The sequence below is a fragment of the Paenibacillus sp. sgz302191 genome, from assembly GCF_057749925.1.
In genome coordinates, this window is sequence record NZ_JBYLHY010000053.1 from 1 (window position 1) to 22,633 (window position 22,633).

21 protein-coding genes are annotated in these 22,633 nt (G+C 52.8%); 20 read left to right on the plus strand and 1 reads right to left on the minus strand.

Annotation, left to right across the window (positions count from 1 at the left end; genetic code table 11):
• Window positions 1-600 precede the first annotated feature (600 nt).
• The 8 genes from smc to trmD all read left to right on the plus strand — a co-directional run bounded on the left by smc (window position 601) and on the right by trmD (window position 9,106).
• The gene (gene smc, locus AC3G2T_RS37170) at window positions 601-4,173 is read left to right on the plus strand and encodes a chromosome segregation protein SMC (protein ID WP_488438601.1); all 3,573 of its coding nucleotides are present in this window, start codon (window positions 601-603) and stop codon (window positions 4,171-4,173) included.
• A 37-nt stretch (window positions 4,174-4,210) separates the two neighbouring features.
• Window positions 4,211-5,206 (plus strand): signal recognition particle-docking protein FtsY, encoded by a 996-nt coding sequence (gene ftsY / locus AC3G2T_RS37175; protein WP_488438602.1) that lies wholly within the window; start codon window positions 4,211-4,213, stop codon window positions 5,204-5,206.
• Between the two features lie 178 nt (window positions 5,207-5,384).
• Window positions 5,385-5,720 (plus strand): putative DNA-binding protein, encoded by a 336-nt coding sequence (locus tag AC3G2T_RS37180; RefSeq protein ID WP_474687251.1) that lies wholly within the window; start codon window positions 5,385-5,387, stop codon window positions 5,718-5,720.
• 22 nt (window positions 5,721-5,742) lie between these two features.
• Window positions 5,743-7,107, plus strand: coding sequence for a signal recognition particle protein (ffh, locus tag AC3G2T_RS37185; RefSeq protein ID WP_474687247.1), 1,365 nt, complete (start codon window positions 5,743-5,745; stop codon window positions 7,105-7,107).
• A 45-nt stretch (window positions 7,108-7,152) separates the two neighbouring features.
• Window positions 7,153-7,425 (plus strand): 30S ribosomal protein S16, encoded by a 273-nt coding sequence (rpsP, locus tag AC3G2T_RS37190; protein ID WP_474687245.1) that lies wholly within the window; start codon window positions 7,153-7,155, stop codon window positions 7,423-7,425.
• A gap of 25 nt (window positions 7,426-7,450) precedes the next feature.
• A complete protein-coding gene (locus AC3G2T_RS37195; protein WP_474687243.1) occupies window positions 7,451-7,681 on the plus strand; it encodes a KH domain-containing protein in 231 nt (76 codons plus the stop codon).
• 136 nt (window positions 7,682-7,817) lie between these two features.
• Window positions 7,818-8,333, plus strand: coding sequence for a ribosome maturation factor RimM (gene rimM, locus AC3G2T_RS37200; RefSeq protein WP_488438603.1), 516 nt, complete (start codon window positions 7,818-7,820; stop codon window positions 8,331-8,333).
• Window positions 8,330-9,106: a tRNA (guanosine(37)-N1)-methyltransferase TrmD gene (gene trmD / locus AC3G2T_RS37205; RefSeq protein WP_488438604.1), complete on the plus strand. Its 777-nt coding sequence runs from the start codon at window positions 8,330-8,332 to the stop codon at window positions 9,104-9,106. Before rimM ends, trmD begins: the two co-directional genes overlap by 4 nt.
• 164 nt (window positions 9,107-9,270) lie before the next feature.
• On the opposite strand, the gene AC3G2T_RS37210 is transcribed toward trmD, so the two are convergent.
• Window positions 9,271-9,678, minus strand: coding sequence for a hypothetical protein (locus AC3G2T_RS37210; protein ID WP_488438605.1), 408 nt, complete (start codon window positions 9,676-9,678; stop codon window positions 9,271-9,273).
• A gap of 418 nt (window positions 9,679-10,096) precedes the next feature.
• On the opposite strand from AC3G2T_RS37210, the gene rplS reads away from it, so the two are divergent.
• From rplS to AC3G2T_RS37270, 12 genes are all read left to right on the plus strand, one after another.
• Window positions 10,097-10,438 (plus strand): 50S ribosomal protein L19, encoded by a 342-nt coding sequence (gene rplS, locus AC3G2T_RS37215; protein WP_379306380.1) that lies wholly within the window; start codon window positions 10,097-10,099, stop codon window positions 10,436-10,438.
• 85 nt (window positions 10,439-10,523) lie between these two features.
• A complete protein-coding gene (lepB, locus tag AC3G2T_RS37220; RefSeq protein ID WP_474687238.1) occupies window positions 10,524-11,135 on the plus strand; it encodes a signal peptidase I in 612 nt (203 codons plus the stop codon).
• A gap of 9 nt (window positions 11,136-11,144) precedes the next feature.
• Entirely contained in the window at window positions 11,145-12,014 is an 870-nt protein-coding gene (gene ylqF, locus AC3G2T_RS37225) for a ribosome biogenesis GTPase YlqF (protein ID WP_474687237.1), read from the plus strand.
• Between the two features lie 151 nt (window positions 12,015-12,165).
• Window positions 12,166-13,509: a spore germination protein gene (locus AC3G2T_RS37230; protein ID WP_488438606.1), complete on the plus strand. Its 1,344-nt coding sequence runs from the start codon at window positions 12,166-12,168 to the stop codon at window positions 13,507-13,509.
• Window positions 13,506-14,567 (plus strand): GerAB/ArcD/ProY family transporter, encoded by a 1,062-nt coding sequence (locus tag AC3G2T_RS37235; RefSeq protein WP_488438607.1) that lies wholly within the window; start codon window positions 13,506-13,508, stop codon window positions 14,565-14,567. The genes AC3G2T_RS37230 and AC3G2T_RS37235 overlap by 4 nt, the downstream gene beginning before the upstream one ends.
• Complete coding sequence (locus AC3G2T_RS37240; protein ID WP_488438608.1) at window positions 14,564-15,652, plus strand: Ger(x)C family spore germination protein; 1,089 nt, start codon at window positions 14,564-14,566, stop codon at window positions 15,650-15,652. The genes AC3G2T_RS37235 and AC3G2T_RS37240 overlap by 4 nt, the downstream gene beginning before the upstream one ends.
• Window positions 15,653-15,844: 192 nt before the next feature.
• The gene (rnhB, locus tag AC3G2T_RS37245) at window positions 15,845-16,477 is read left to right on the plus strand and encodes a ribonuclease HII (RefSeq protein ID WP_488438609.1); all 633 of its coding nucleotides are present in this window, start codon (window positions 15,845-15,847) and stop codon (window positions 16,475-16,477) included.
• 104 nt (window positions 16,478-16,581) lie between these two features.
• A complete protein-coding gene (locus AC3G2T_RS37250) occupies window positions 16,582-18,408 on the plus strand; it encodes a hypothetical protein (protein ID WP_488438610.1) in 1,827 nt (608 codons plus the stop codon).
• A complete protein-coding gene (locus tag AC3G2T_RS37255; protein WP_474683256.1) occupies window positions 18,405-18,713 on the plus strand; it encodes an EscU/YscU/HrcU family type III secretion system export apparatus switch protein in 309 nt (102 codons plus the stop codon). Before AC3G2T_RS37250 ends, AC3G2T_RS37255 begins: the two co-directional genes overlap by 4 nt.
• The gene (locus tag AC3G2T_RS37260) at window positions 18,710-19,087 is read left to right on the plus strand and encodes a YraN family protein (RefSeq protein ID WP_474683255.1); all 378 of its coding nucleotides are present in this window, start codon (window positions 18,710-18,712) and stop codon (window positions 19,085-19,087) included. The genes AC3G2T_RS37255 and AC3G2T_RS37260 overlap by 4 nt, the downstream gene beginning before the upstream one ends.
• A gap of 176 nt (window positions 19,088-19,263) precedes the next feature.
• A complete protein-coding gene (locus AC3G2T_RS37265; RefSeq protein ID WP_488438611.1) occupies window positions 19,264-20,823 on the plus strand; it encodes a YifB family Mg chelatase-like AAA ATPase in 1,560 nt (519 codons plus the stop codon).
• Between the two features lie 306 nt (window positions 20,824-21,129).
• Window positions 21,130-22,626 carry an extracellular solute-binding protein gene (locus AC3G2T_RS37270; protein ID WP_474683253.1) on the plus strand — a complete coding sequence of 499 codons (1,497 nt, stop codon included), beginning with the start codon at window positions 21,130-21,132 and terminating at the stop codon, window positions 22,624-22,626.
• Window positions 22,627-22,633: the final 7 nt, after the last annotated feature.

Below are 22,633 nucleotides of genomic sequence, written 5' to 3' on the forward strand. Positions count from 1 at the left end.
GAATTCGTCGCTTTTCATCTTGTTAAGCACACGGGATAAGGCCGTTTTTCCGTTTTTTTCACGCGCTATCATCCGTTTCTATCGTTTACCTCTACTATACCAAAATCTACTAACCTGACAACATTGGGGAGACCCCTCCTTTTTGCCGACGCCGGCCGAAGAGGAACAGACGCGCTCTCCCGGCGCGGGTTGTGGCGCAACACCGCGCAGTGCGTGTTGCGAAAAAGGCCCGGCAGTCCGAGCCTGGCCGAACCGGCAAAAACCTGCGAAAATGCAGTTTTTTTCCGCCAAAAGGGTTCATTTTAGAGAAAAGCCTGCGATTGTGCAGGAATTTTCGATTGAAAATGCCCCTAAGCCCCGAAGATCGATGAAAAGCCTGCACTTTTGCAGGAATTCTTCGTTGCCAGCGTATCAACAAGCAAAAAGATGTATTTTTGCAGGCTTTTTCCGACCGCCCGGCCAGTTAGCCGATGCTATCGGCCCGGTTGTGAGGGGTCGCCCATTTTTGAGAGATCTCCAAAGTGATTTATCTCATTTATGGGCGACGTTGATCTCTTATTTTCATAAGGGATATGGTACAATAAGGCATGAGGTGAGACCATGTTTTTAAAACGGATTGAATTATCCGGGTTCAAATCATTCGCAGACAGGACGGAGCTGGAATTCGTCCGCGGAATTACCGCGGTGGTAGGGCCGAACGGCAGCGGGAAAAGCAACATTTCCGACGGTATCCGCTGGGTTCTTGGCGAGCAGAGCGCGAAGTCTTTGCGCGGCGGCAAGATGGAAGACGTCATCTTTGCAGGCAGCGATGCGCGGCGGGCGGTCAATTACGGCGAAGTGTCGCTGACCCTGGATAACGGTTCGCAGTCTTTGCCGCTCGATTTCAGCGAAGTGACGGTTACAAGACGGGTTCACCGCAGCGGGGAAAGCGAATATTTGATCAACAAGCAGCCGTGCCGTCTGAAGGACATTACCGAGCTGTTCATGGATACGGGAATCGGCAAGGAAGCGTATTCGATTATCGGACAAGGCCGGATTGAAGAAATTTTGAGTACGAAATCGGAAGATCGCCGCGGTATTTTTGAAGAGGCCTCGGGGATTGTCAAATATAAATCGCGCAAACGCGAAGCCGAGAAGAAGCTGAACGATACGGAGCAAAACTTGCTGCGCATACACGATCTCGTGTCCGAGCTGGAGGATCAGATTGAGCCGCTGCGCGAGCAGTCGGAGAAGGCGATCCGCTACAAGGAGCTGCGCGAGCAATTGAAAAGCAGCGAAATCTCGATGTACGTGCACCAGATCGATCAAATTTATGTATCGTGGAACGAAGCGAAGCAAAAGCTGCAAAAGCTGCAAGCGGAAGAGACGGAGCTGTCCACGGTCGTCAATCAGCATGACGCGAAGCTGGAAAAGCACCGCTGGGAAACGCGCCGGCTGGAGGAAGAGCTGGAGAAGCTTCAGGAAAGCCTGCTCGTGCTGAGCGAAGAGTTTGAGAAATGCGAAGGCCACGGCGAGGTGCTGAAGGAGCGGAAAAGGAACTTTGCCGCTAACCGCGCGCAGCTTACCGGCACCATCGCGCTGCAGGAACAGCGGAAAGCGGACAAGGAAGCGGAGCTGGCCGAGCAGCGGGAGAAGATTATCGCGATCGGCGCACAGCTTTTTGAGTTTCAGGCGAAGCTATCCGCGGAAGAGGAGCGCCTGCTGGGCGTGAACGGGGGGATCAGTTCGGCTCCCGAGGATCAGTTGAAGGGCGAGCTGCTCGAAACGCTCAACCGGATGGCGCAGGCCCGCAATGAGATCCGTTATGCCGAGCAGCAGACGGAAAGTCTCGGCCGCCGGCTGGAAAGGCTTGACGAAGAAGGGCAAAAATGGGCGGACCAGCGGGAGAAAATTGCGCTTCGCAAGCAGGAGCTTGCAGCGAAGCTGGAACAAACCGTCCGGGAAATCGATGAGGTTCGGAGCCGCTATGCCAGCTTGACGCAAAATTTGAAGAGCAAGCAAGGCCTGCTTGACGAAGCGCAGGGCATGCTGCGCAAATGGGAGCAGAAGCTCGATGCGCTCACTTCCCGGCGCGATACGATGAAGGAGATGGCGAACGACTACGACGGCTTCATGCAGGGCGTCAAAGAAGTGCTCAAGGCCAAAAACCGCAAAGACCTGCGCGGGATCCGCGGCGCAGTCGCCGAGCTGGTGAAAGTGCCGGCCGACGTGGAAATCGCGATCGAGACCGCCTTCGGGGGAGCGCTGCAAAACATCGTCGTCGAAACGGAAGAGAACGGGCGGGAAGCGATTGCTTTCCTGAAGCGGCGCCAAATGGGCCGTGCGACGTTCCTTCCGATGAATGTCATCCGCGGGCGTTCTATTCCGGAAAGCGAGATGGGCGCCTTGAAATCGGCCAAAGGCTTTGTCGGACTGGCCGTCAATCTGGTCGAATTTGATCCTATATATCAAAATATTTTTTCCAGCTTGCTCGGAAATGTTATCGTAGCCCAAAGCCTTGAAGATGCGAACCATATCGCCGCCAAAGGGCAGTACCGCTACCGCGTCGTCACGCTGGAAGGCGATATTGTCAATCCGGGCGGTTCGATGACGGGGGGGAGTTTGCAAAAGAAAACGACCAACCTGCTTGGCCGTCAGCGGCAAATCGAAGAGCTGGATCAGGAGATCCGCACTTCCGACAGCCAGCTTGCTGCGCTTCGCGACAAGACAAGCGTAATGAAGCGGGAAATTACGGACGATATGATGAATATGGAACAGCTGCGCCAAACGGGCGAACAACTGCGGATTGCCGAGCAGCAAATGCTGGCCGAGCTGAACCCTCTGGAGGCGGAGAGCCGCACGGTGGAAGAGCAGCTTTCGCACGGCAGCCAGGACCGGGATACGCTGCTGGCGGAGCAGGCCGACTTTACGCGGAAGAAAACGGAAGCGGAGCAGGCGCTCGCCGAATTGCAGCAGGAAGAAGCATCGCTGCATCAGGCGATTCGCGACGCGGAAATTACGCGCAAAGCGAGCGAATCGCAAAAGGAGGAGCTGCAGACGCAGCTGACCGATCTGAAGGTAAAAGTCGCTTCGATTTCGCAGGAAAAGCAGTCGCTTCAGGACCAGCAGAGGCGCTTGCAGCAGGACCTTGCCGGTGCCGTTCAGGAGATGGCGACGAATCGGCAGCTGCTTGAGCAGTTGGAAGGCGAGATCGTGGCCCTGGATCGGGAAACCGTGCTGCAAATCGAGCTGCTCAACGATCTGAAGCTGCGGAAGCAGCAGTGCGCGGAGCAGATTGATTTCAAACGCGCCGAACGGGCGGACTGGCTCCAGAAGCTGGAGCAGGAGGAGAACGAAACCCGTACGCAGCGCGCGCAGCTGAAGCAGGTGGAAGAGCAGCTGCGCCAGACGGAAGTGCGGGTAAACCGCCTGGACGTAGAGCTTGAAAACTTGCTCAAGAAGCTGGCCGAAGAATACGAGCTGAGCTACGAGTTGGCCAAAGAGCGCTATCCGGTTCCCGAGGACGTGATTGGCACCCAAAGCAAGGTGCGCGAGCTGAAGCGGGAAATTGCCGCGCTGGGTGATGTCAACCTCGGCGCCATTGAGGAATTTGCCCGCGTTTCGGAACGCTACGATTTTCTGAACGGGCAAAAAAACGATCTGATCGAAGCGAAAACTACGCTGTACCAGGTGATCCGCGAAATGGATCAGGAGATGTCCAAACGGTTCAAAACGACGTTTGACGAGATTCGCTCGCATTTTGTCGTTGTGTTCGCCAAGCTGTTCGGCGGCGGCCGCGCGGACCTGATTTTGTCGGAGCCGGACAATCTGCTCGATACGGGCATCGAAATCGTGGCCCAGCCGCCGGGCAAAAAGCTGCAAAACCTTCAGCTTCTCTCCGGCGGGGAGCGGGCGCTAACGGCGATTGCGCTGCTGTTCTCGATCATACGCGTCAAGCCAGTGCCTTTCTGCGTGCTCGATGAGGTCGAAGCGGCGCTCGACGAAGCGAATGTGTCCCGTTTTGCCGAATATTTGCGTGAATTCTCCGAAATGACGCAGTTTATCGTCGTTACGCACCGCAAAGGGACGATGGAAGAAGCTGACGTGCTGTACGGCGTGACGATGCAGGAAGGCGGCGTATCCAAGCTTGTCTCCGTCCGTCTGGAAGACGACGAGCCGGCCTTTTCGGCTTAAGTGAATATATAGATCAAGTGGGGAGCCAGGTGAGATCATGAGTTTTTTCAAACGTTTAAAAGAGAGCATTTCCAGCAAAGCGGAAGCGGTGACGAACAAGTTCAAGGAAGGTCTGTCGAAGACGAGAGACGCTTTTGTCGAGCGGGTAGACGATTTGTTCAGCCGCCGGAAAAAAATCGACGAAGAGTTTTATGAGGAGCTTGAAGAAATATTGATCGGCGCCGATGTCGGCGTCAATACCGTGCTCAAGCTGATCGACGACCTCCGCACCGAGGTGAAAAAGCGCAAAATCGAAGATCCGAGCGAGCTGCAGCCGATTTTGTCGGAAAAATTGATCGAGCTGCTGAAAGGCGACTCGGGTACGGGGTTGAACCTGAATCCGAACGGGCTGTCGGTCATTTTGTTCGTCGGTGTGAACGGCGTCGGCAAGACGACGACGATCGGCAAAATGGCACACATGTTCAAATCTCAGGGGAAAAAGGTGCTGATGGCCGCCGGCGATACGTTCCGCGCGGGGGCGATCGAACAGCTCGAAACGTGGGGACAGCGCGTCGGCGTTGACGTGATCAAGCAGCAATCCGGCGCCGATCCGGCCGCGGTTATGTACGATGCCGTGCAGGCGGCGAAGACCCGCGGCGTCGATATTTTGCTGTGCGATACGGCCGGACGCTTGCAAAATAAAGTGAATCTGATGGAAGAGCTGAACAAAATTTATCGCGTTATTCAGCGGGAAATTCCGGATGCCCCGCACGAAGTCATTCTCGTGCTGGATGCGACGACAGGCCAGAACGCGCTGAGCCAGGCGAAGCTGTTCGGCGACAAGACCGGCTTGACCGGGCTTGTGCTTTCCAAGCTCGACGGCACGGCCAAAGGCGGCATCGTCGTCGCGATCAGGCAGGAGCTGTCGCTGCCGGTGAAGTTTGTCGGACTCGGAGAAAAGATGGACGATCTGCAGCCTTTCGATTCGGAGCAGTTCGTGCATGCGCTGTTCGGCAAATGGATAAACGAGCGGAAGGAAGAAGTGGAAAGCTGACGATCGGAAGCAAATCCTTCGCTGGGCCGTAACGGCCTGCGGGGGATTTTTGCTGTGCTGCAGCCTGACAAGGTAAAATGCTTGACATTGGTTTCGGAATTGAGTATGATAGGTTCTGCAAGTTGCTGCTGTCAAGTATTCGACCTTTACGGAGGTGTTGCAAGTGCCCGTGGATCAAATGCTGGAGAAGACGAACCGAATCAATCTGCTGTTTGATTTTTACGAGCCCTTGCTGACGGAGAAGCAGCGAACGTTTCTCAAGCTTTATTTTCATGACGACTACTCGCTCGGAGAGATCGCCGAGAATTTCGACATTAGCCGCCAGGCGGTTTATGAGCATATTAAACGGGCGGAGCAGACGCTTGTCGATTACGAAGACAAGCTCAAGCTGCTGCATAAGCATGAACAGCGTATGAAGCTGCGCGACGAGCTTGCGCAATTGCTGAACGAGTGCGAGCCCGAGCTGAAGAGGAAAACAAGCTCGCTTTTTGATACAATGATCGGTATGGATTGAATAGAAGCAGGAGGTGAAGCGCGTGGCATTTGAAGGATTGGCAAACCGGCTGCAGAATGTGTTCGGCAAGTTGAGAAGCAAAGGCAAGCTATCGGAAGAAGATGTGGGCGAAGCGCTTCGCGAAGTAAGACTGGCGCTGCTGGAAGCGGACGTCAACTTTAAAGTGGTCAAAGACTTCATCGCCAAGGTGAAGGAACAGGCGGTCGGCCAGGAAGTGATGAAATCTTTCACGCCGGGCATGGTTGTCATCGATATCGTGAACAAAGAGCTGACCGCGCTCATGGGCGGCACGCAGAGCAAATTGGCCCGCTCGAACAGACCTCCGACGGTCATTATGATGGCCGGTCTGCAAGGCGCCGGTAAAACGACTTCCTCGGGCAAGCTGGCCAAACTGCTGCAAAAGCAAAATCACAGGCCGCTGCTCGTAGCGTGCGATATTTACCGCCCGGCGGCGATCAAGCAGCTTGAAGTGCTCGGCGAGCAGCTCCAAGTTCCCGTGTTCGCCATGGGCGACAAGGTGAGCCCCGTCGAGATTGCCAAAGCGGGCCTGCAGCATGCCAAGGATAACGGCAACGATTATGTGATTATCGATACGGCCGGACGCTTACATATCGACGAGAACTTGATGGACGAGCTGAAGAATGTGCGTGCAGCCGTGCAGCCGGACGAAATTCTTCTCGTCGTCGATGCGATGACCGGTCAGGATGCCGTCAATGTGGCGGAAAGCTTTCACCAGCAGTTGGAGCTGACCGGTGTCGTGCTGACGAAACTGGACGGCGATACGCGCGGCGGTGCGGCGCTATCGGTTAAAGCGGTGACCGGCTGTCCGATCAAGTTCGCCGCGATGGGCGAGAAGATGGACGCGCTGGAGCCGTTCTTCCCGGACCGGATGGCCTCGCGGATTCTCGGCATGGGCGACATGCTGACGCTGATCGAGAAGGCGCAGGCCGGCATCGACATGGAGAAGGCGAAAGAGATGGAGCGCAAAATGCGCAACGCCGAATTCACCTTCGACGATTTTCTCGATCAGATGGAGCAGGTCAAGAAGCTCGGTCCGCTTGATCAGATTTTGGAGATGCTGCCAGGGGCGGGCAAGATCAAGGGGATGAAAGATCTCAAGGTCGACGACAAGCAGATGGCCCGGATCGAGGCGATTGTGAAATCGATGACCAAGGATGAGAAGAGCAAGCCGGAACTGCTGAATGCGAACCGCCGCAAGCGGATCGCTTTGGGGAGCGGCAACTCGATCCAGGAGGTCAACCGGTTCATCAAGCAGTTTGAGGACATGCGCAAAATGATGAAGCAGTTTTCCGGCATGATGGGGCCGAAAGGGGCCAAAAGCCTGAAAAAGCTGGGCAAGGGGAAAGGCTTTAAGTTCCCGTTTTGATACAGAGAAGTTTTTGAGATTACTTTGAGTAGGAGGTGATTTTTCATGGCAGTACGTATTCGTCTGAAACGTATGGGTGCTCACAAAGCTCCTTTTTACCGTGTGGTGGTATCGGATTCCCGTTCCCCTCGTGATGGTCGTTTTATCGAGGAAATCGGTATCTACAATCCGGTAGCTCAACCTGCGGTTGTGACTATTGATGAAGAGAAAGCGCTGAAATGGCTTCAAACAGGAGCTCAGCCTTCCGACACGGTTCGCAGTCTGTTCAGCAAAGCAGGTCTGATGACTAAATTTCACGAGCTGAGACAACAGAAGTAATCTGTAGCTTTCGGAGGGTGGGTTCATGAAGGATCTTATCACTGTTATTGCTAAGGCTCTTGTTGATCATCCGGAAGAAGTGCGTGTCAGCGTGGTGGAGAAGGAAGACAAGATCGAGTACCGGTTGTCCGTTCATCCCGACGATGTCGGCAAAGTGATCGGCAAGCAGGGCAAGATTGCCAAGTCGCTCCGCACCGTTGTCACGTCAGCAGCTGTGAAAGAAAGCAAACGTGTAGCTGTAGAAATCGTATCATAAGAAACAGGGTTAGGAGATTGGTTCCTAACCTTTTTCTTGTATTGTAATGCACCCCGCGCTGAGCGTCCTGAGCCCGATTTCAAGGTTCGGTTCGAGGCTTCCGGGGATCAACTTTTGGAGGTTGGAACATACAGGTATGAGTGAAAAACTGTTTACCGTAGGCAAAATCGTCAATACCCACGGCATTCGCGGCGAATTGAAAATTGTGTCCGAGACCGATTTTCCGGAGCGTTTTGACAAAGGCAGCGCCCTGATTATCGTAGATTCCCAAAATAAGCAAACGCCGGTGACGGTGCAATCGTCCCGCTTACATAAAAACATGTACATTGTCCAGTTCGCGCAATTTGCGAACATCAATGAAGTCGAGAAGTTTAAAGGCTCGCTTTTGAAAGTCGAAGAAAAGTATCAGCAGCCTTTGGAAGAAGGCGAGTACTATTATCACCAAATTATCGGATGCAAGGTCGTGACGGAAGAGGGAGAAGAGCTCGGGGCGATCTCGGAAGTGCTGACGCCCGGCGCAAACGATGTCTGGGTCGTTGCTTTGCCCAAAGGAAGGCAACTGCTTCTTCCGGTTATTGATGAAGTTATCCTGAACGTGGATGTGCCGAATAAGACGATTCGGATTCATTTGATGGAAGGGCTGCTGGAATGAGAATCGACGTATTGACGCTGTTTCCCGAGATGTTTCAAGGCGTATTCTCGTCCAGCATATTGGGAAAAGCCCGCGATAAAGGCATTGTTTCATTGAACACAGTCAATTTTCGCGAGTATTCGAACAATAAGCATAACACTGTCGATGACACGCCTTACGGCGGCGGCGGCGGAATGGTGCTGAAGCCGGAGCCGATCTTTGCTGCAGTTGAGGATCTGACAGCCCGCCGTGATAGCGATCGCGAAGATCGGCAAGGCGAGGAGGCGGCGAAGCCAAGAGTGATTCTGATGTGCCCGCAGGGGGCGCCATTCACGCAAAAGAAAGCCGAGGAGCTGTCAGGCGAAGGACATCTTGTTTTCATTTGCGGGCATTATGAAGGATATGATGAGCGGATCAGGCAGTACTTGGTGACGGACGAGCTCTCCATAGGCGATTATGTGCTGACAGGCGGCGAACTGCCGGCAATGGTCGTTATAGACAGCGTAGTCAGGCTTCTCCCCGGCGTGCTCGGCAATGAAATGTCTGCGGTGACCGACTCCTTCAGCACGGGACTTCTCGAATATCCGCATTACACCAGGCCCGCCAAGTTCCGGGAGTGGGAAGTGCCCGACATTCTGCTATCCGGTCATCACGAGAATGTGGACCGCTGGCGCAGAAAACAGTCGCTGCTGCGCACGCTGGAGCGGCGCCCGGATTTGCTGGAAGGCCGGGAGCTTTCCAAGGAAGAACGGGTGTGGGCGGAAGAATGGAACCGGGAACAAGAGCAAAAGTAGCTGGCGGAACGCCCACCAAACATCGTCGGAGTCCGAAGCCGAAGGGGGTAAGCGTAAGCCGCGTCTCTGGCACACTCCAGGGCTGCCCACGGCTTTGCCGATCAAAAAGAAGAGGCTGACCGTTCGGCTGCTAAAAGCCGCTCGCGGGACAGCCTCGATTGCTATTAGTCCGTTACATCCAGCCAGTTTTCGGCATAGCAGCTGGATGAACTTACACATTCCACATACAGTTGGAAACCGCCTGTAGTGGTGTTGAATTCGCCTCCAAAGCCGGATTCGCCCGATCTTATATCATTGATGTAATCGTAATACGGGATTAAAGTGCCGCTTGCAAGCACGTTTCCGATACCGTCATAAAGAATGTAATTGATATCGCTTTCATACTGGTGATAAAACCCGCCGTTAGCTACACTGACCTGAGCATGCGAACCCGGGATGAAATTGGTTTGATAGTACAGTTTGTCGAGTCGCGAATTTAACTCAAAATACTTGTACCCTGCGGCATTGACGGGCAATGCGGCTAAACATACCGATGCAGCGATTGAAAGTGCGGCAAATACCTTTTTCTTCATGAATGATCATCCTTTCATAAATGAAATGATTAGCTTGACGCCTGTTATTTCGCATCCCTTTCTTCGGATATGAACGCAACTCCATGTTAGCATGCTGGATTTTGGAAAAATATAGGTGTAATCGACCTTCGTTTGGCCGAGCAGCTAGCGTTCCGTTCTATCGTTGAGATACGGTTATTTTCATCATTTGTGGTCAACACTAGCATGTACATATGTCCGCAAGCTTTGCTGCTTTATTTGAACCCCCGATAATAAAGCTCAGTAAAGCGGGCAATCATCTAAAAAAATCTTGTCAAACCATATAGTATTATGATAAGATATTACCTGTTTGAATCTGGTGGTCCTCTGCGCATAGCAACTGAGAATGACAACATTGGACGAGCGGCATGAACACCTGTGTGGAAGGAGGGAGTCAACTATGAATCTGATCCAAGAGATTACGAAGGAGCAACTCCGTACGGATATTCCTAATTTCCGTCCAGGAGACACACTGAAAGTACACGTAAAAGTTATCGAGGGTTCGCGTGAGCGTATTCAGCTGTTCGAAGGTGTTGTAATTAAACGCCGCGGCGGCGGAATCAGCGAAACGTTTACCGTTCGCAAAATTTCTTACGGTGTAGGTGTGGAAAGAACGTTCCCATTCCATTCTCCGAAGATTGACAAGATTGAAGTGGCTCGCCGTGGTAAAGTTCGTCGCGCGAAACTTTATTATCTGCGTGGTCTTCGCGGTAAAGCAGCGAGAATTAAAGAAATTCGATAAGACACCGGGGGGGCTTGTTCAGGCAAGTCTCCCTTTCGTTTTCTCGGACACTTACATACCCAAAACTGAAATGAGGCACACAGTAATGGAACAGAGAGACCAAGAAAAGCCCTACATAGAGCAGCAGGCGGCGCCGGCTGAAACCAAATCGGCCAAAAACGAAGCTTGGGAATGGATCAAAGCGCTGGCGATTGCCGGCGTGCTGGTCATTGTTATTCGTTGGTTTTTATTTTCCCCCTTTATCGTCGACGGGGACTCGATGCGTCCGAACTTTTTGACGGGTGAAAGGCTGATTGTGAACAAGCTCATTTATGACATTCGTGCGCCGAAACGCGGCGAAGTTATCGTTTTCCACGCTCCGGAAGGCAAAGATTACATTAAGCGCGTCATTGCGCTGCCAGGGGAAACCGTCAAGGTTGAGGGCGACAAAGTGTACATTAACAGCCAAGAAATCGATCAACCCTATTTGAAAGAAGCGATAGCGCAGGCGCAGAAAGAAGGGCGTTTGTACAATCACTTGTCGAACTTCTCCGAGCAAAAAGTGCCGGATAACGAGTTGTTCGCCATGGGCGACAACCGTTCCAACAGCAAAGACAGCCGCGACCCGTCCGTAGGCTTTGTGCCGTTCGAAAAAGTGGTAGGCCGTGCGGAGGTCATCTTCTGGCCGCTAAACAAAATCAGCTTTATACATTTTTGAGGTGACATTATGACCATACAATGGTTTCCCGGCCATATGACCAAGGCCCGAAGGCAAATCGAGGATAAGCTCAAGCTGATCGATGTCGTCATCGAGCTTTTGGACGCCCGCATTCCGCTCTCCAGCCGGAACCCGATGGTGGATGAAATATTGAAAGGCAAGCCAAGAATGGTGCTGCTGAACAAGCAGGACTTGGCGGACCCGCAGGCAACGGCGGAGTGGGTTCGCTATTTTGCCGATCAGGGCTTGAAAGCATTGCCGATTGATGCGGCAACCGGCACGCAGGTCAATCAAATTTTACCGCGGGCCAAAGAATTGTGGGCGCATAAAATCGAAGCGCAGCTCCGCAAAGGCATTAACCCGCGGGCCGTGCGCGCGCTAATCGTAGGCATTCCCAATGTAGGCAAATCGACGCTGATCAATCAACTGGCCGGTAAAAAGATCGCGGCGACCGGAGACAAGCCCGGCGTCACGAAAGGGCAGCAATGGATCAAAGTCGGCACGGAAATGGATCTCCTCGATACTCCGGGGATATTATGGCCAAAGTTCGAAGATCAAATGGTCGGATTGAGGCTGGCTGCAACCGGAGCGATCAAAGAGGAACTGCTGCATATGGATGAGATCGCTTTTTTCGTCATCAAATATATGGTGAAGCACTACGGGAACGCCCTGCAGGAACGTTTCGGAATTTCCGAACTGCCGGACGATCTGGATGACCCGAATGAGGTCGTTAAGGTGATGGAAGCGGTCGGACGTAAGCGCGGAGCAATCGTGAGCGGCGGGAAAGTGGATCTGGACAAAGCATCTCTGATCATTATCCGGGATCTTCGGGCCGGCAAGCTCGGGCGCATCAGCCTGGAAAAGCCGGAGGAAGTGTAGACAAACATAACGCGATAAAAAAATATTTGCAAAAAGAGGCAGCAATCCCTGGCCGCAGGGGGCGTTGTCTCTTTTCTTTTTGCCGTTCCTGTTTGCGCCGTCTCGCATACTAACCTGGAAAAATTCACAATATAAAGGCGAGGTGGGAGATATGAATACGACGAGCAGGTTCGAAAAACAAGCCTATATTCAGCAGCAATTTGAAAACAATGCCGATTTTGTGTTTGCAGAAGCCGTGCTGTTCAACACAAGCCTACACGTCTGTTATTTAGAGACGCTGGTCAATTATGAAAACACGATCGACTTGTTACGGGTCGGTTTGCCCGATATGGAAATGGCCGACGATCCGATGGAGCAAATCGCGCGCTCCCATTTGTCCAGAGTGGACGTTACTTTGGCAGAGCTCGTCGAGTCCGTGCTGCTCGGCATGCTGGTCATATTTCCTCAGGTCGGATATGAGAATATACTGGTCAATACGACCCCCAATCGAACGGGCCGAAACATTACGGCAGCCGAGACGGAAAATCCGATTCAGTCGGCGCTCGACGCTTTTACGGAAAATATGAATATCAATATAAGTCTGATCCGGACAAAAATGAGAACCAAAGAACTGACCGTCCGTACGTTCACCCTGGGGGCTTCGATTCCGCGACAAGTGGCGGTGCTGTACTTGGAAGACCGGGCCGATCCGAATGTCGTCAATCTAATAAGTGAGTACTTGCATGAGAACAGGAAAATGGACGTGGCCGATGTGCAAGGATTGCTGAAAGCGCTCAAGCAGCCCAGTTTCAGCATTGTGCCCACTTACTTGACTTCCAAGCTTCCATCGACGACCAAGTACAATCTGATGGATGGCCGAGTCGTTATTTTCCTCGATCAATTTCCGTTCTCCATCGCGTTTCCGTCGATCATATCGGATTTTTGGGTAGTGAAGACAGATCAGGATCAGCCCCGTCTTTTTATGTATTTATACCGGATGATTCGCGTTATCAGTCTGATCGTAGCTATTTCTATGCCCGGTCTCTATATCGTCCTCAACGCCGTCAATCCCGAACTGCTGCGCATTCAGCTGGCGGTATCGATCACCAACTCGCGGGAAGGCGTTCCTTACCCGGTTCTGGTCGAATTGATGCTGATGCTGTTTGTCATGGAAATGGTTATCGAGGCCAGCGTCCGCCTGCCCAGAAGCATCGGCCCGACCATTACGATGATCGGCGGGATCATCCTCGGACAAGCGGTCGTGCAGGCGAGATTGGTCAGCTATTTTCTAGTTATTATCGTAGCGGCTTCAACGATAGCCCATTTTACGATGGGCACTTATATGAACACGGTTTCCATACGTATATATAAGTATGTCGTCATTGCACTCAGCGCGCTCTACGGAATACTTGGCCTGATGTCCGCTCTCGTATTGTTTTGCTTTTATTTGGGCGGCGTTTCGGCGTTTGGAGTTCCCTATTTGAGTCTGACAACAAAAAGAGGTAAATCGGAATGAACAAGTATCTGGCGTTAACTTTATTTTTCATTGTCCATATATCGATGTATTTCTATGTATACCCGGTAAAAATTATCGAGGCCGCGCCAAAAGGGCAATGGGAACCGGTCGCTGCCGGTTTTCTTGTGGAATTGCTGTTTATGTGCATGTACCTCAAGGGACTGTCGGCTTATCCGGGTCAAGATATTGTAGATATTTGCAGAGGCGCTTCAGGGAAATGGATGACGCGGGTCATTCTGTTTCCTTTTATCGTCTTTTTGTTCGTAAGCTTCAATTTAATTCACCGCTACGAGTTTGAGTCGGTCAGCGCGCTGCTGCTTCCTAAAACCCCGATGGTCTTCATTTTACTGCTGTATGCGATTCCGTTTTATGCCGGGTGGAAAGGTATCGAGGCCGTTTCAAGGGGGGCGGTGACGCTGTTCATTTGCGTGCTCCCGTTAATTTTGTTTTCGCTGATCAGCGGCTATAATAATTTCGATTTCAACAACATTTATCCTCTGCTGGATACACGGATGACTTTTGTTCGCCGGCCCGAATTTTATGCGAGTCTTTTCGCTCATGCAGGCTTTTTGTTTCTGGGATTCGTCCAATTGAAGCAGAAGCTGCTTTTGCGTCATGTAGTTGCTGTGCTGGGCATTCTTTTTACATTCGGAATCGCTTCCGTTTACTTGCCTATGCTCATTTTCGGACAGGAATCGATCGTCTATTTTCGTTACCCGAACGTGCTGACTTCGGATACGGTAGATAACGAGTGGGTTGTATTCGACTGGCTGCCTACTTTTTTTGTCATATCGATGATTGCGGTTTCTATGGCGGAAGGTGCGCTTTCCTTATGGATGCTGAGCAGGCTGGTGCAAAAATTGTTCATGCCCGAACGCCGGGGATTGGCGGTGATCATGCTGGGCGTGCTGTCGTATGGTTTCAGCGTGGTAATTTCCAACATCGACCGGCTGGAGCTCCTGGTGTCCTGGAATACGCTGTTTTGCCTGTACAGTATCGGCATTATCCCGCTGATCGTGTGGATGATGAGTTTGCGGCATAGGAGGAGTCCCGCTTGATCTCACGTTCATGCATTAGCGCGGCGCTGCTTTTGAGCTTCATGGGAGCGATCCTTACCGGCTGCTGGGATATGAAAGATATTAACAAAAGGCTCATGCCTGTTGTCATGGGAATTTGCAAGGAAAAGGAGCAAAATTACAGAATCATTTTGCAAGTTCCGAGCCCGGAGAAGAAAGGTTCGCAATACCTGGAAAGCAGCTCGGCAACGATCAACAAAGCGGTCGACAACATCCGTACCAAGGCTGAAAAAGGCATCGATTTACTGCATATCCGGCTGTTTTTAATTTGCGAGAAAACGGCGCAGAAAGATATCGGGGATATTATCGATTACGCCGTGCAGGCCAACGATATTTCGATCAAAGGATTGCTGGGCATCGTCAGGGGAGACTTCGATAAAGTGATTCACCACCATATCCAAGCTAACCCCGAGCTTTCGTCGTACGATTATTTCAGCGAACAGGCCGGCTGGACGCCGAATAATACGATACTGCGCTTATGGGAAGCATACCGGGACATCAATTCCTATACCGAAGATATGGCCATTCCGATTCTGAGCAAGGGTACCGACACGCTGTATAACTTTGAAGGCAGCGCCATCATGCGGAAAGATCGGATCGTAGGGGAAATTTCCCCTGAGGATACTTTGGTTTATAACGTTTTTCATAAGAAATATACGGGCGGAACGATTGAGATTTCCGAACACAGCAGCGTTTTGGTCAAAAAGGCATCCATTCGGCACCGTGCGAGTTGGGACGGATCGGTTCCTCGCATGACCACGCATATTAGCCTGAAAGTCGTAGTCTCGGAAAACAGATACCATGTCACGGAAGCGGAAATCGATCAAAAGCTGGAAAAAATGATCGAGGAAAAGGCGAAAGCCCTAATCCGAAAGCTGCAAAAAGAAAAGGCGGATGCTCTGGGCCTTGGGCAATATTTTCGGAAAATAATGACGGACGATCAACTCAAAAACTGGAAGCTGCAATGGTTTCCGCAGATGGAGCATGAGTTTACGGCTGATGTTCAAATTCTAAACAGCATCTATTTCAAAGCTCCCGACAAAGTCAAACGGCCGGAGACACGCTAGTATTAGTGCCCGGGAAAACAAACGTGTTTACAAAGACAGCCGCCTGTTCAGGCGCTGTCTTTTTGCGCAAATATGGAGCGAAATCGTAGGCGGAAGCCGTGGGGATGGATGGAAACATGTGGCTCTATTAATTTTTATGCCGGTCTCTTCCGATATGCTTTATAATGGAGGGATGGAAAGGAGCTGTGGCCAGTGCTGGAACATGAGAAGCAGCTGTGGGACCAGGGGTATGCCCGAATCGCCGGAATCGATGAAGTCGGCCGAGGGTGCCTGTTCGGAGATGTCGTTGCGGCGGCGGTTATTTTGCCGGCCGGATATGTGCTGGAAGAAGTGGATGATTCCAAGAAGCTGTCCGAGAAGAAGCGGGACGCTTTGTATGAGAGAATTATGGAGGAAGCTGTTGCGGTCGGCGTCGGCGTCGTCAGCGTATCGGTCATAGAGGAAATCAATATCAAGCAGGCCGCCAGACTTGCCATGAAGCAAGCGGTTGAACGGCTGTCCGTCAAACCGGACTTTTTGCTGGTCGATGCGGAAAAGGTGGACATCGATTCGCCGCAGCTGGCCATTATTCATGGAGATGCGCTCAGCCAGTCCATCGCGGCGGCTTCCGTCATAGCGAAAGTAACGCGGGACCGGATGTGCGCAGATTGGGACAAGGAGTATCCCGAATACGGAATTGCCGTACATAAAGGCTATGCGACGAAGCATCACAGGAAAATGCTGCTGCGTTACGGGCCTGCGCCGCTTCACCGCAAATTATTTATCCGCAAAGTAATGGCGCAGGCCGAGCAGCAATCGGAGCAGATGGAATTGGAATTATTTTAATCGATTTTTAAAGAAAATAAGGCTTCGGGCCGATATTATACATAAGAGTCTGATAGGCGAACTCAGTAGAAGGCAAAGGATTTATATGGCATGAGGTGATCGGAATGAATATCAGCGGACTGATCCGCAGTCTTGTCGGTGATTTGCAGGCGTCGGATTCGAAAGTGCTGGAGCTGAAAGTGGGACAAATCGTTAAAGGCGTTGTACTGCAGCTGCTAAGCGAGCAGGATGCTTTGCTTAATATCGGCGGCGTACAAGTGCGCGCGAAGCTGGAGACGCCTCTGAAGCAAGGCGACGTCACGATGCTGCAAGTTCAGCCGGAATCGAACGGCGGGCAAATTTTGCTAAAACCGCTCACATCGTCGGTTGTGCAAATTACCGACGAATCGATGAATGAATTGCTGAAAAATTTTTCATTGAAAGACAATGCCACGAACCGGCAAATGGTACAGCAAATTCAGCAGGAAGGCGTCCCTTTAACGAAAGAAACGGTGCGCTCTTTTGCTTCGCTGCTGAGCCAGGTTCCCGAGGGCGTTGGCAAAGAAGAGTGGACGCAGGCGGCCGTTCTGGCCTACAAGCGCGGGCTTCCTCTTACGCAGGAAACGGTCGCCGCCCTGCGGCAGGTTATTTCGGGGCCGCCCGCGGGACAAGTGCTGGAGCGGCTCATGCAGCAGGCGGAAACGCTGCTTCAGGAGCAGCCGGCGCACCCGTCGGCCGATACCTTGAAACAGGTGGTATCGCTGCTCAAGGAGCTGAGCGGCTCAGCCGCAGCTCCGTGGACCGCGCGGCCGCCTCAGCCTGCGGCGGCCGCGGCTGCGCCGATGCCTGCCGCTGCGCAGGCAGGCGCAGAGCCTCCGGCGGCTCCGGCAGCGCCGCCGTCCGGCGGCGGCGATCCTGCTGCGCCTGCCGCCGCCGGCAAACCCGCAGCCGCGCCTATGGCGGCTGCGCCGGACACGCCCGCCGCTGCGCCGCGCGCGGAGGCGACCCCCGCCGGCCAGGCGCAGCCGCCGGCGTCAGGGCCGCCCGCCCGCCCTGCGGGGGTGGCCGAGCCGCCAGCGGCTCAGGCGCAAAGCGCTGAGCCTGCGGCGAAAGGCGAACCGCCCGTGGCGGGTTCGCCCGTGAAGGCGCCGCCGGCTTCGCCGGAGGCGCAGAGCGCCGCGCCGCACGCGCGCGCGGCCGATGCGGAGCCGAACTGGATCAGCCGCATGCTCAAAGCCGTCGGCGTGGAGCACGAGCACCGGCTCGCAAAGCTTGACGACCGCCCGAGTGCGATGCAACGCCCGCGGGAGGCCATGGACGATCTGCTGGGCACGATCGCCCGGACCGATCCGCAGGACGGGGCTGAGAAGCCTGCGGGCGAGTCGCTGAAGAGCCTGCTGCTGCAGCTCGCAGCCTCGGACGACATGCCGGCGCCGCTCAAAGAGGCGGCGCAGCAAACGATCCAGCAAATTACCGGCCAGCAATTGATGCTGACTAACGATAAAGGGTCGATGTTCGCCCATTTGACGCTGTTCATTCCTTTTCTGGACGGCAGCGGGCAGCAGTCGGCGGCCGTCCACATCCAGTCGCGCAAAGGAAGCCGCGGCGAGGTGGACGCGAACAATTGCAGGCTGCTGTTCGATTTGCAAATGAAAGCGATGGGCAGCACTTTGGTCGATGTGCAGGTTGTGAACAAAATTGTCAGTCTTCACATCAATAATGACCATCCTGCGGTCGCCGCTCTGATCGAGGGCTCGCGAGACGAAATATCCGCCGCCTTGAACAAGGCGGGCTACCAGTTTTTCTCCCTGAAAGTATCGCCGTTTCCGGAATTGCCGCAGTCCAAAGAGGGTGAATCGCCGAAGAGTGGCGGACAGCCGGACGGCGGCAAACTCGATGCAAGAGCGCTGTATCAACCGAAAACGTACAAAGGGGTGGATTATCGGGCATGAGACAGGAGCAGCCGCCCCATAAACCGACTCCGATCAAAAAAGCCGTCGCCCTCCGGTACGCCCCGGACCGCCAGAAAGCCCCTATCCTGGTCGCCAAGGGCAAAGGCCAAATGGCGGAAACGATTTTGCAAAAGGCGAGAGAGCACGGCGTTCCGGTTCAGGAAGACTCCTCTTTGGTGGAAGTGCTGTCCAAGCTTGATCTGGATCAGGAAATTCCGCCTGAGCTGTATCAACTGGTCGCCGAAGTTCTGAGCTTTATTTACCGCTCCGACGGACGTATGCGGCAAATGAGGGAAAGCAGATGACCGCCCCGCGCAAAGACGGCAGAAAACAGCTCGGAGCTTTGGGCGAAGAGTTGGCGGCGCAGTTTTTGCACCAAGCCGGTTATGTCATTGCTGCGCGCAATTGGCGGTGCAGGACAGGGGAGCTCGACATCGTAGCCGAGTCGGGCGGAGTGCTTGTGTTTGTGGAAGTGCGGACGAGAAGACCTACCGGAAGCTTCGGGTCGGCCAAAGAGTCCGTCGACCTTCGCAAACAGCTGAAAGTGAGAGAGACGGCGCAGTTTTATTTGCACCGCTACAAAATATATGACCGGAGCGTACGTTTTGACGTCGTTTCGGTTGAGCTTTCCGAAGCAGGGGATTCCCCGCGCATCGAACATATTCAAGGAGCCTTTTGAGAACCGGTTGTCCGCAGGACAACGTTCGCGCAAGGCTCCTTTTTATGCTTGCATGTTCCGCCTATTTTCATGTAAAATAAAGGGCATGAAGGATCGATAAGGAAGCACCTTTTATCCGAACGGCGGCGCGGCGATTGCCATAGCTGCGCAATCTGCGGATGGGAAGGTGTTTTTTTGTGTACGGAAAAGTTAAAAGTGCCTGCTTGCAAGGTATCGAAGGACAACTTATTGAGGTGGAAGTGGACATTTCCAGCGGCTTGCCGCAAATTAATCTGGTCGGTCTGCCGGATTCGGCAATCAGGGAATCGGTTGAAAGAGTGCGCTCCGCGATCAAAAATTGCGGGTTTTCTTTCCCCATGGACCGCATCACGGTGAACCTGGCTCCGGCCGACCTGCGAAAGGAAGGCTCGTCATTCGACTTGGCAATCGCATTAGGTATCCTTGTTGCGAGCGGGCAAACCGCCATGCAGCAATGGGAACGCACTTTGCTGCTCGGCGAGCTCGCGCTGGACGGATCGCTCAGGCCCGTGGCAGGCGTTTTGTCGATGGTGCATGCGGCAAAGCTTATGGGCTTAAGGCGCGTCGTCGTGCCGGGATATAATGCGGAGGAAGCAAGGCTCATTGCCGGAGTCGAAGTATTCGCTTTGTCGAGTCTTGCCGATTTAAAAGAAAAAGATGAAAATTCCTGGCACGAATTTTTATTTGACGACACTCATTGTTCATCTCGCCAAAACTTTGTAATACCCGACGAAACTCGGCTTTATCACGAAGATTTTGCAGATGTCAGCGGACAGCATCAAGTCAAAAGAGCGATGATGATCGCAGCCGCAGGCATGCACAATATCATCCTCATCGGGCCGCCAGGAACCGGCAAAACGATGCTCGCCAAGCGAATCCCTTCCATTCTGCCCCCGATGACCGACTCCGAAGCTTTGGAAGTTACCAAAATTTACAGCGCATCGGGCAAGCTGCCCGACCGTTCCGCACTGCTGCGCAGACGTTCTTTTCGATCGCCTCATCATACGGTTTCAGGGGCAGGCCTCGTTGGAGGAGGGACGATTCCCAAACCCGGCGAAGTCAGCCTGGCCCATAGAGGAGTGCTGTTTTTGGACGAACTCCCCGAGTTTACGCGCAATGTGCTGGAGGTGCTGAGGCAGCCTCTGGAAGATCGGCATGTAACGATTGGAAGAGCAAGAGCGGTGTATACCTTTCCCGCCCAATTCATGCTCATCGCAGCGATGAATCCGTGTCCGTGCGGCTTCCTTGGTGCCGATTCCGAGACGAACGTCTGCACGTGCACCCCGGCAAAAATCATCCAGTACCGTTCGAAAATTTCGGGACCTCTGCTTGATCGGATCGATCTTCATGTCGAAGTTCCGAAGCCGGGCTATTCCCAGCTAAAAGAGCATAGCGGCAGTTTATCTTCAAGTGAAATGTCGGAACTGGTGCTGGCCGCACATAATCGGCAAGCCAACCGCTATGCCGGAACCGGCATCCGAACCAACAGCGAACTTGGCGGGAAGCTGCTCCGCCGCATATGCAAGCTGACCCCCGAGTGCGATGCTCTGCTGCAGGCTGCCTTTGAAGCGCTCGGCCTAAGCGCCAGAGCCCATGACCGCATTTTACGGCTGGCTTTGACGATAGCGGATATCGAGTCGAGCGATGCCATTCTTCCGCAGCATGTCGCCGAAGCGATTCAATACCGGATTCTGGACAAAAAGAAACAGGCCCATTAATTCCGCTCCTGCCTGCAGGAAATGCGGATGAATCCCCATTCGAATTTCCAATTTCCAAGAGAAAGAAAGCCGGCCTTTATGGCTTTACTGTCGGGAGAGGCTCGTCGTACGGGGGATGCAGAAAATCAATAGTTACAAAAAAGTCAATATATTCTATGTATAAATATGGTATCATTTACATATCTCTTTTTTTTATCAGCTGATCATCTATCTTAAGGGAGGAAGAGTCTTTTCATTTGGATGCCTAAATGAACTCATCGCATGAAGGGGAGGGCGAACGTATATGAAACCCGGTGGTGAAACCGAATGAAGCTGCCGCTCGTTACAGCTTTTGCAGCCGCTCTATTGCTGACTTCTTGTACGGCAATAAATCTGGTGTCTGAAGAAGAGTCAATTGGAGGATCCGGAGAAAAGGAAGCCATTGCCATCGTTATTAACAGTCACAGTATTCCATTCCCCGAAGGATACAATGAAAACCGCAATCCTTATCTTCAGTATATTGAAGATCATACGAATCTGGATGTACAGGTGCTTCTTCCGCCTATCGCAGGATATCAGAAAACGGTGCATTCAATCATGACCTCTGAAAAGCCGCCAGACATGGTAAGTATTCCCTCCCAAGTTATGGTGGCCAAATATGCAAGAGATAACGAACTGATGCCGATCGATGAGCTGTTGGACCGCTACGGTGCGGATTTAAAGGCCAAAATCCCTGACTCTGTGTGGGAGCTGGCCCGCTTTGATGGACATCTGTATGCCATCCCCAGCATGAGCGAAACCCAAGGGGTAGAGCTTATGTATATTCGGAAAGATTGGCTGGACAAGCTCGGCTTGCAGCCTCCCGCTACGCTGGAGGAATATGAGCGAGTGATCCGGGCCTTTACCGAGGAGGACCCTGACGGGAACGGCATTGACGATACGATCGGGTTGTCCATGTTGAACAATTTGTACAGGTCGGCGCCGTTTTTCGGAGCTTTTGGCATACAATTGGAGCAGTGGGCGGAAAGAGACGGTAAGCTGGTCTATACGAATATTTTACCGGAAACAAAGGAAGCGCTTTTATTTTTATCGAAGCTGTACAAGGAAAGGCTGCTTGATCAAGAATTTCCCCTCAACACTCACAACAGTTTTGCTAATAAAATCAAACAGGGGAAGGTCGGCTTGTTCTCGGCAGCTTGGTATGATACACGCAGCATAATTGCTGAAAACAAGAGGGTTGATCCGTCTGCTGAATGGATCCCTTTGGCATACCCAATCGGTCCTGCCGGACAGAGCGGCGTTTATGGGACAAAGCCGGTGCAGAGCTATCAGGTTATACCGGCCGGCAGCAAGCATGGGGAAGCTGTAATCCGTTTCTTGAATTTTATTGCGGGGGAAGGTCAGCGCGATCTGGTTCTGGGGTTTGAACATCAGGTATGGAAGCAGATTGATGACAGGATCGTAACCGATTTTGCGGAGCATGACAAGCATTTGTATCGTGAGATGTACAGTTCCCTTGCTCGGGTCGCGAATCCGGATTTATTGCATGCTCGATTGGACTCTTATGGGAAGGAGTATCGGCTGTTCGAAAATTTGCAGCTGATCCAGAGGAACTTGATTCAAGACCGGTTTACCGGCTTGCCTACGCGAACGATGGAAGAAAGTTTATCCGAGCTTAGTGCGCTGAAGGAGATTTTTCTGAAAATAATCATTGGGGCCGCTCCCCCGGAAGATTTCGAGCTGTATACGAAACAGTGGAAAGAAAGGGGAGGGGATACCATCACCCGGGAAGTGAATGAGTGGTATCAGACCTCTCAAAGATGAGGGTACG

Bases quoted from the DNA above. Each gene is read 5' to 3' on its own strand.
- AC3G2T_RS37260 (WP_474683255.1), top strand. From the start codon at position 18,710: ATGACCGCCCCGCGCAAAGACGGCAGAAAACAGCTCGGAGCTTTGGGC.
- AC3G2T_RS37250 (WP_488438610.1), top strand. From the start codon at position 16,582: ATGAATATCAGCGGACTGATCCGCAGTCTTGTCGGTGATTTGCAGGCG.
- AC3G2T_RS37270 (WP_474683253.1), top strand. From the start codon at position 21,130: ATGAAGCTGCCGCTCGTTACAGCTTTTGCAGCCGCTCTATTGCTGACT.
- AC3G2T_RS37230 (WP_488438606.1), top strand. From the start codon at position 12,166: ATGAATACGACGAGCAGGTTCGAAAAACAAGCCTATATTCAGCAGCAA.
- AC3G2T_RS37235 (WP_488438607.1), top strand. From the start codon at position 13,506: ATGAACAAGTATCTGGCGTTAACTTTATTTTTCATTGTCCATATATCG.
- AC3G2T_RS37180 (WP_474687251.1), top strand. From the start codon at position 5,385: ATGCTGGAGAAGACGAACCGAATCAATCTGCTGTTTGATTTTTACGAG.
- ftsY (WP_488438602.1), top strand. From the start codon at position 4,211: ATGAGTTTTTTCAAACGTTTAAAAGAGAGCATTTCCAGCAAAGCGGAA.
- rplS (WP_379306380.1), top strand. From the start codon at position 10,097: ATGAATCTGATCCAAGAGATTACGAAGGAGCAACTCCGTACGGATATT.
- lepB (WP_474687238.1), top strand. From the start codon at position 10,524: ATGGAACAGAGAGACCAAGAAAAGCCCTACATAGAGCAGCAGGCGGCG.
- AC3G2T_RS37195 (WP_474687243.1), top strand. From the start codon at position 7,451: ATGAAGGATCTTATCACTGTTATTGCTAAGGCTCTTGTTGATCATCCG.
- rpsP (WP_474687245.1), top strand. From the start codon at position 7,153: ATGGCAGTACGTATTCGTCTGAAACGTATGGGTGCTCACAAAGCTCCT.
- rimM (WP_488438603.1), top strand. From the start codon at position 7,818: ATGAGTGAAAAACTGTTTACCGTAGGCAAAATCGTCAATACCCACGGC.
- ylqF (WP_474687237.1), top strand. From the start codon at position 11,145: ATGACCATACAATGGTTTCCCGGCCATATGACCAAGGCCCGAAGGCAA.
- AC3G2T_RS37255 (WP_474683256.1), top strand. From the start codon at position 18,405: ATGAGACAGGAGCAGCCGCCCCATAAACCGACTCCGATCAAAAAAGCC.
- AC3G2T_RS37210 (WP_488438605.1), bottom strand. From the start codon at position 9,678: ATGAAGAAAAAGGTATTTGCCGCACTTTCAATCGCTGCATCGGTATGT.
- smc (WP_488438601.1), top strand. From the start codon at position 601: ATGTTTTTAAAACGGATTGAATTATCCGGGTTCAAATCATTCGCAGAC.
- trmD (WP_488438604.1), top strand. From the start codon at position 8,330: ATGAGAATCGACGTATTGACGCTGTTTCCCGAGATGTTTCAAGGCGTA.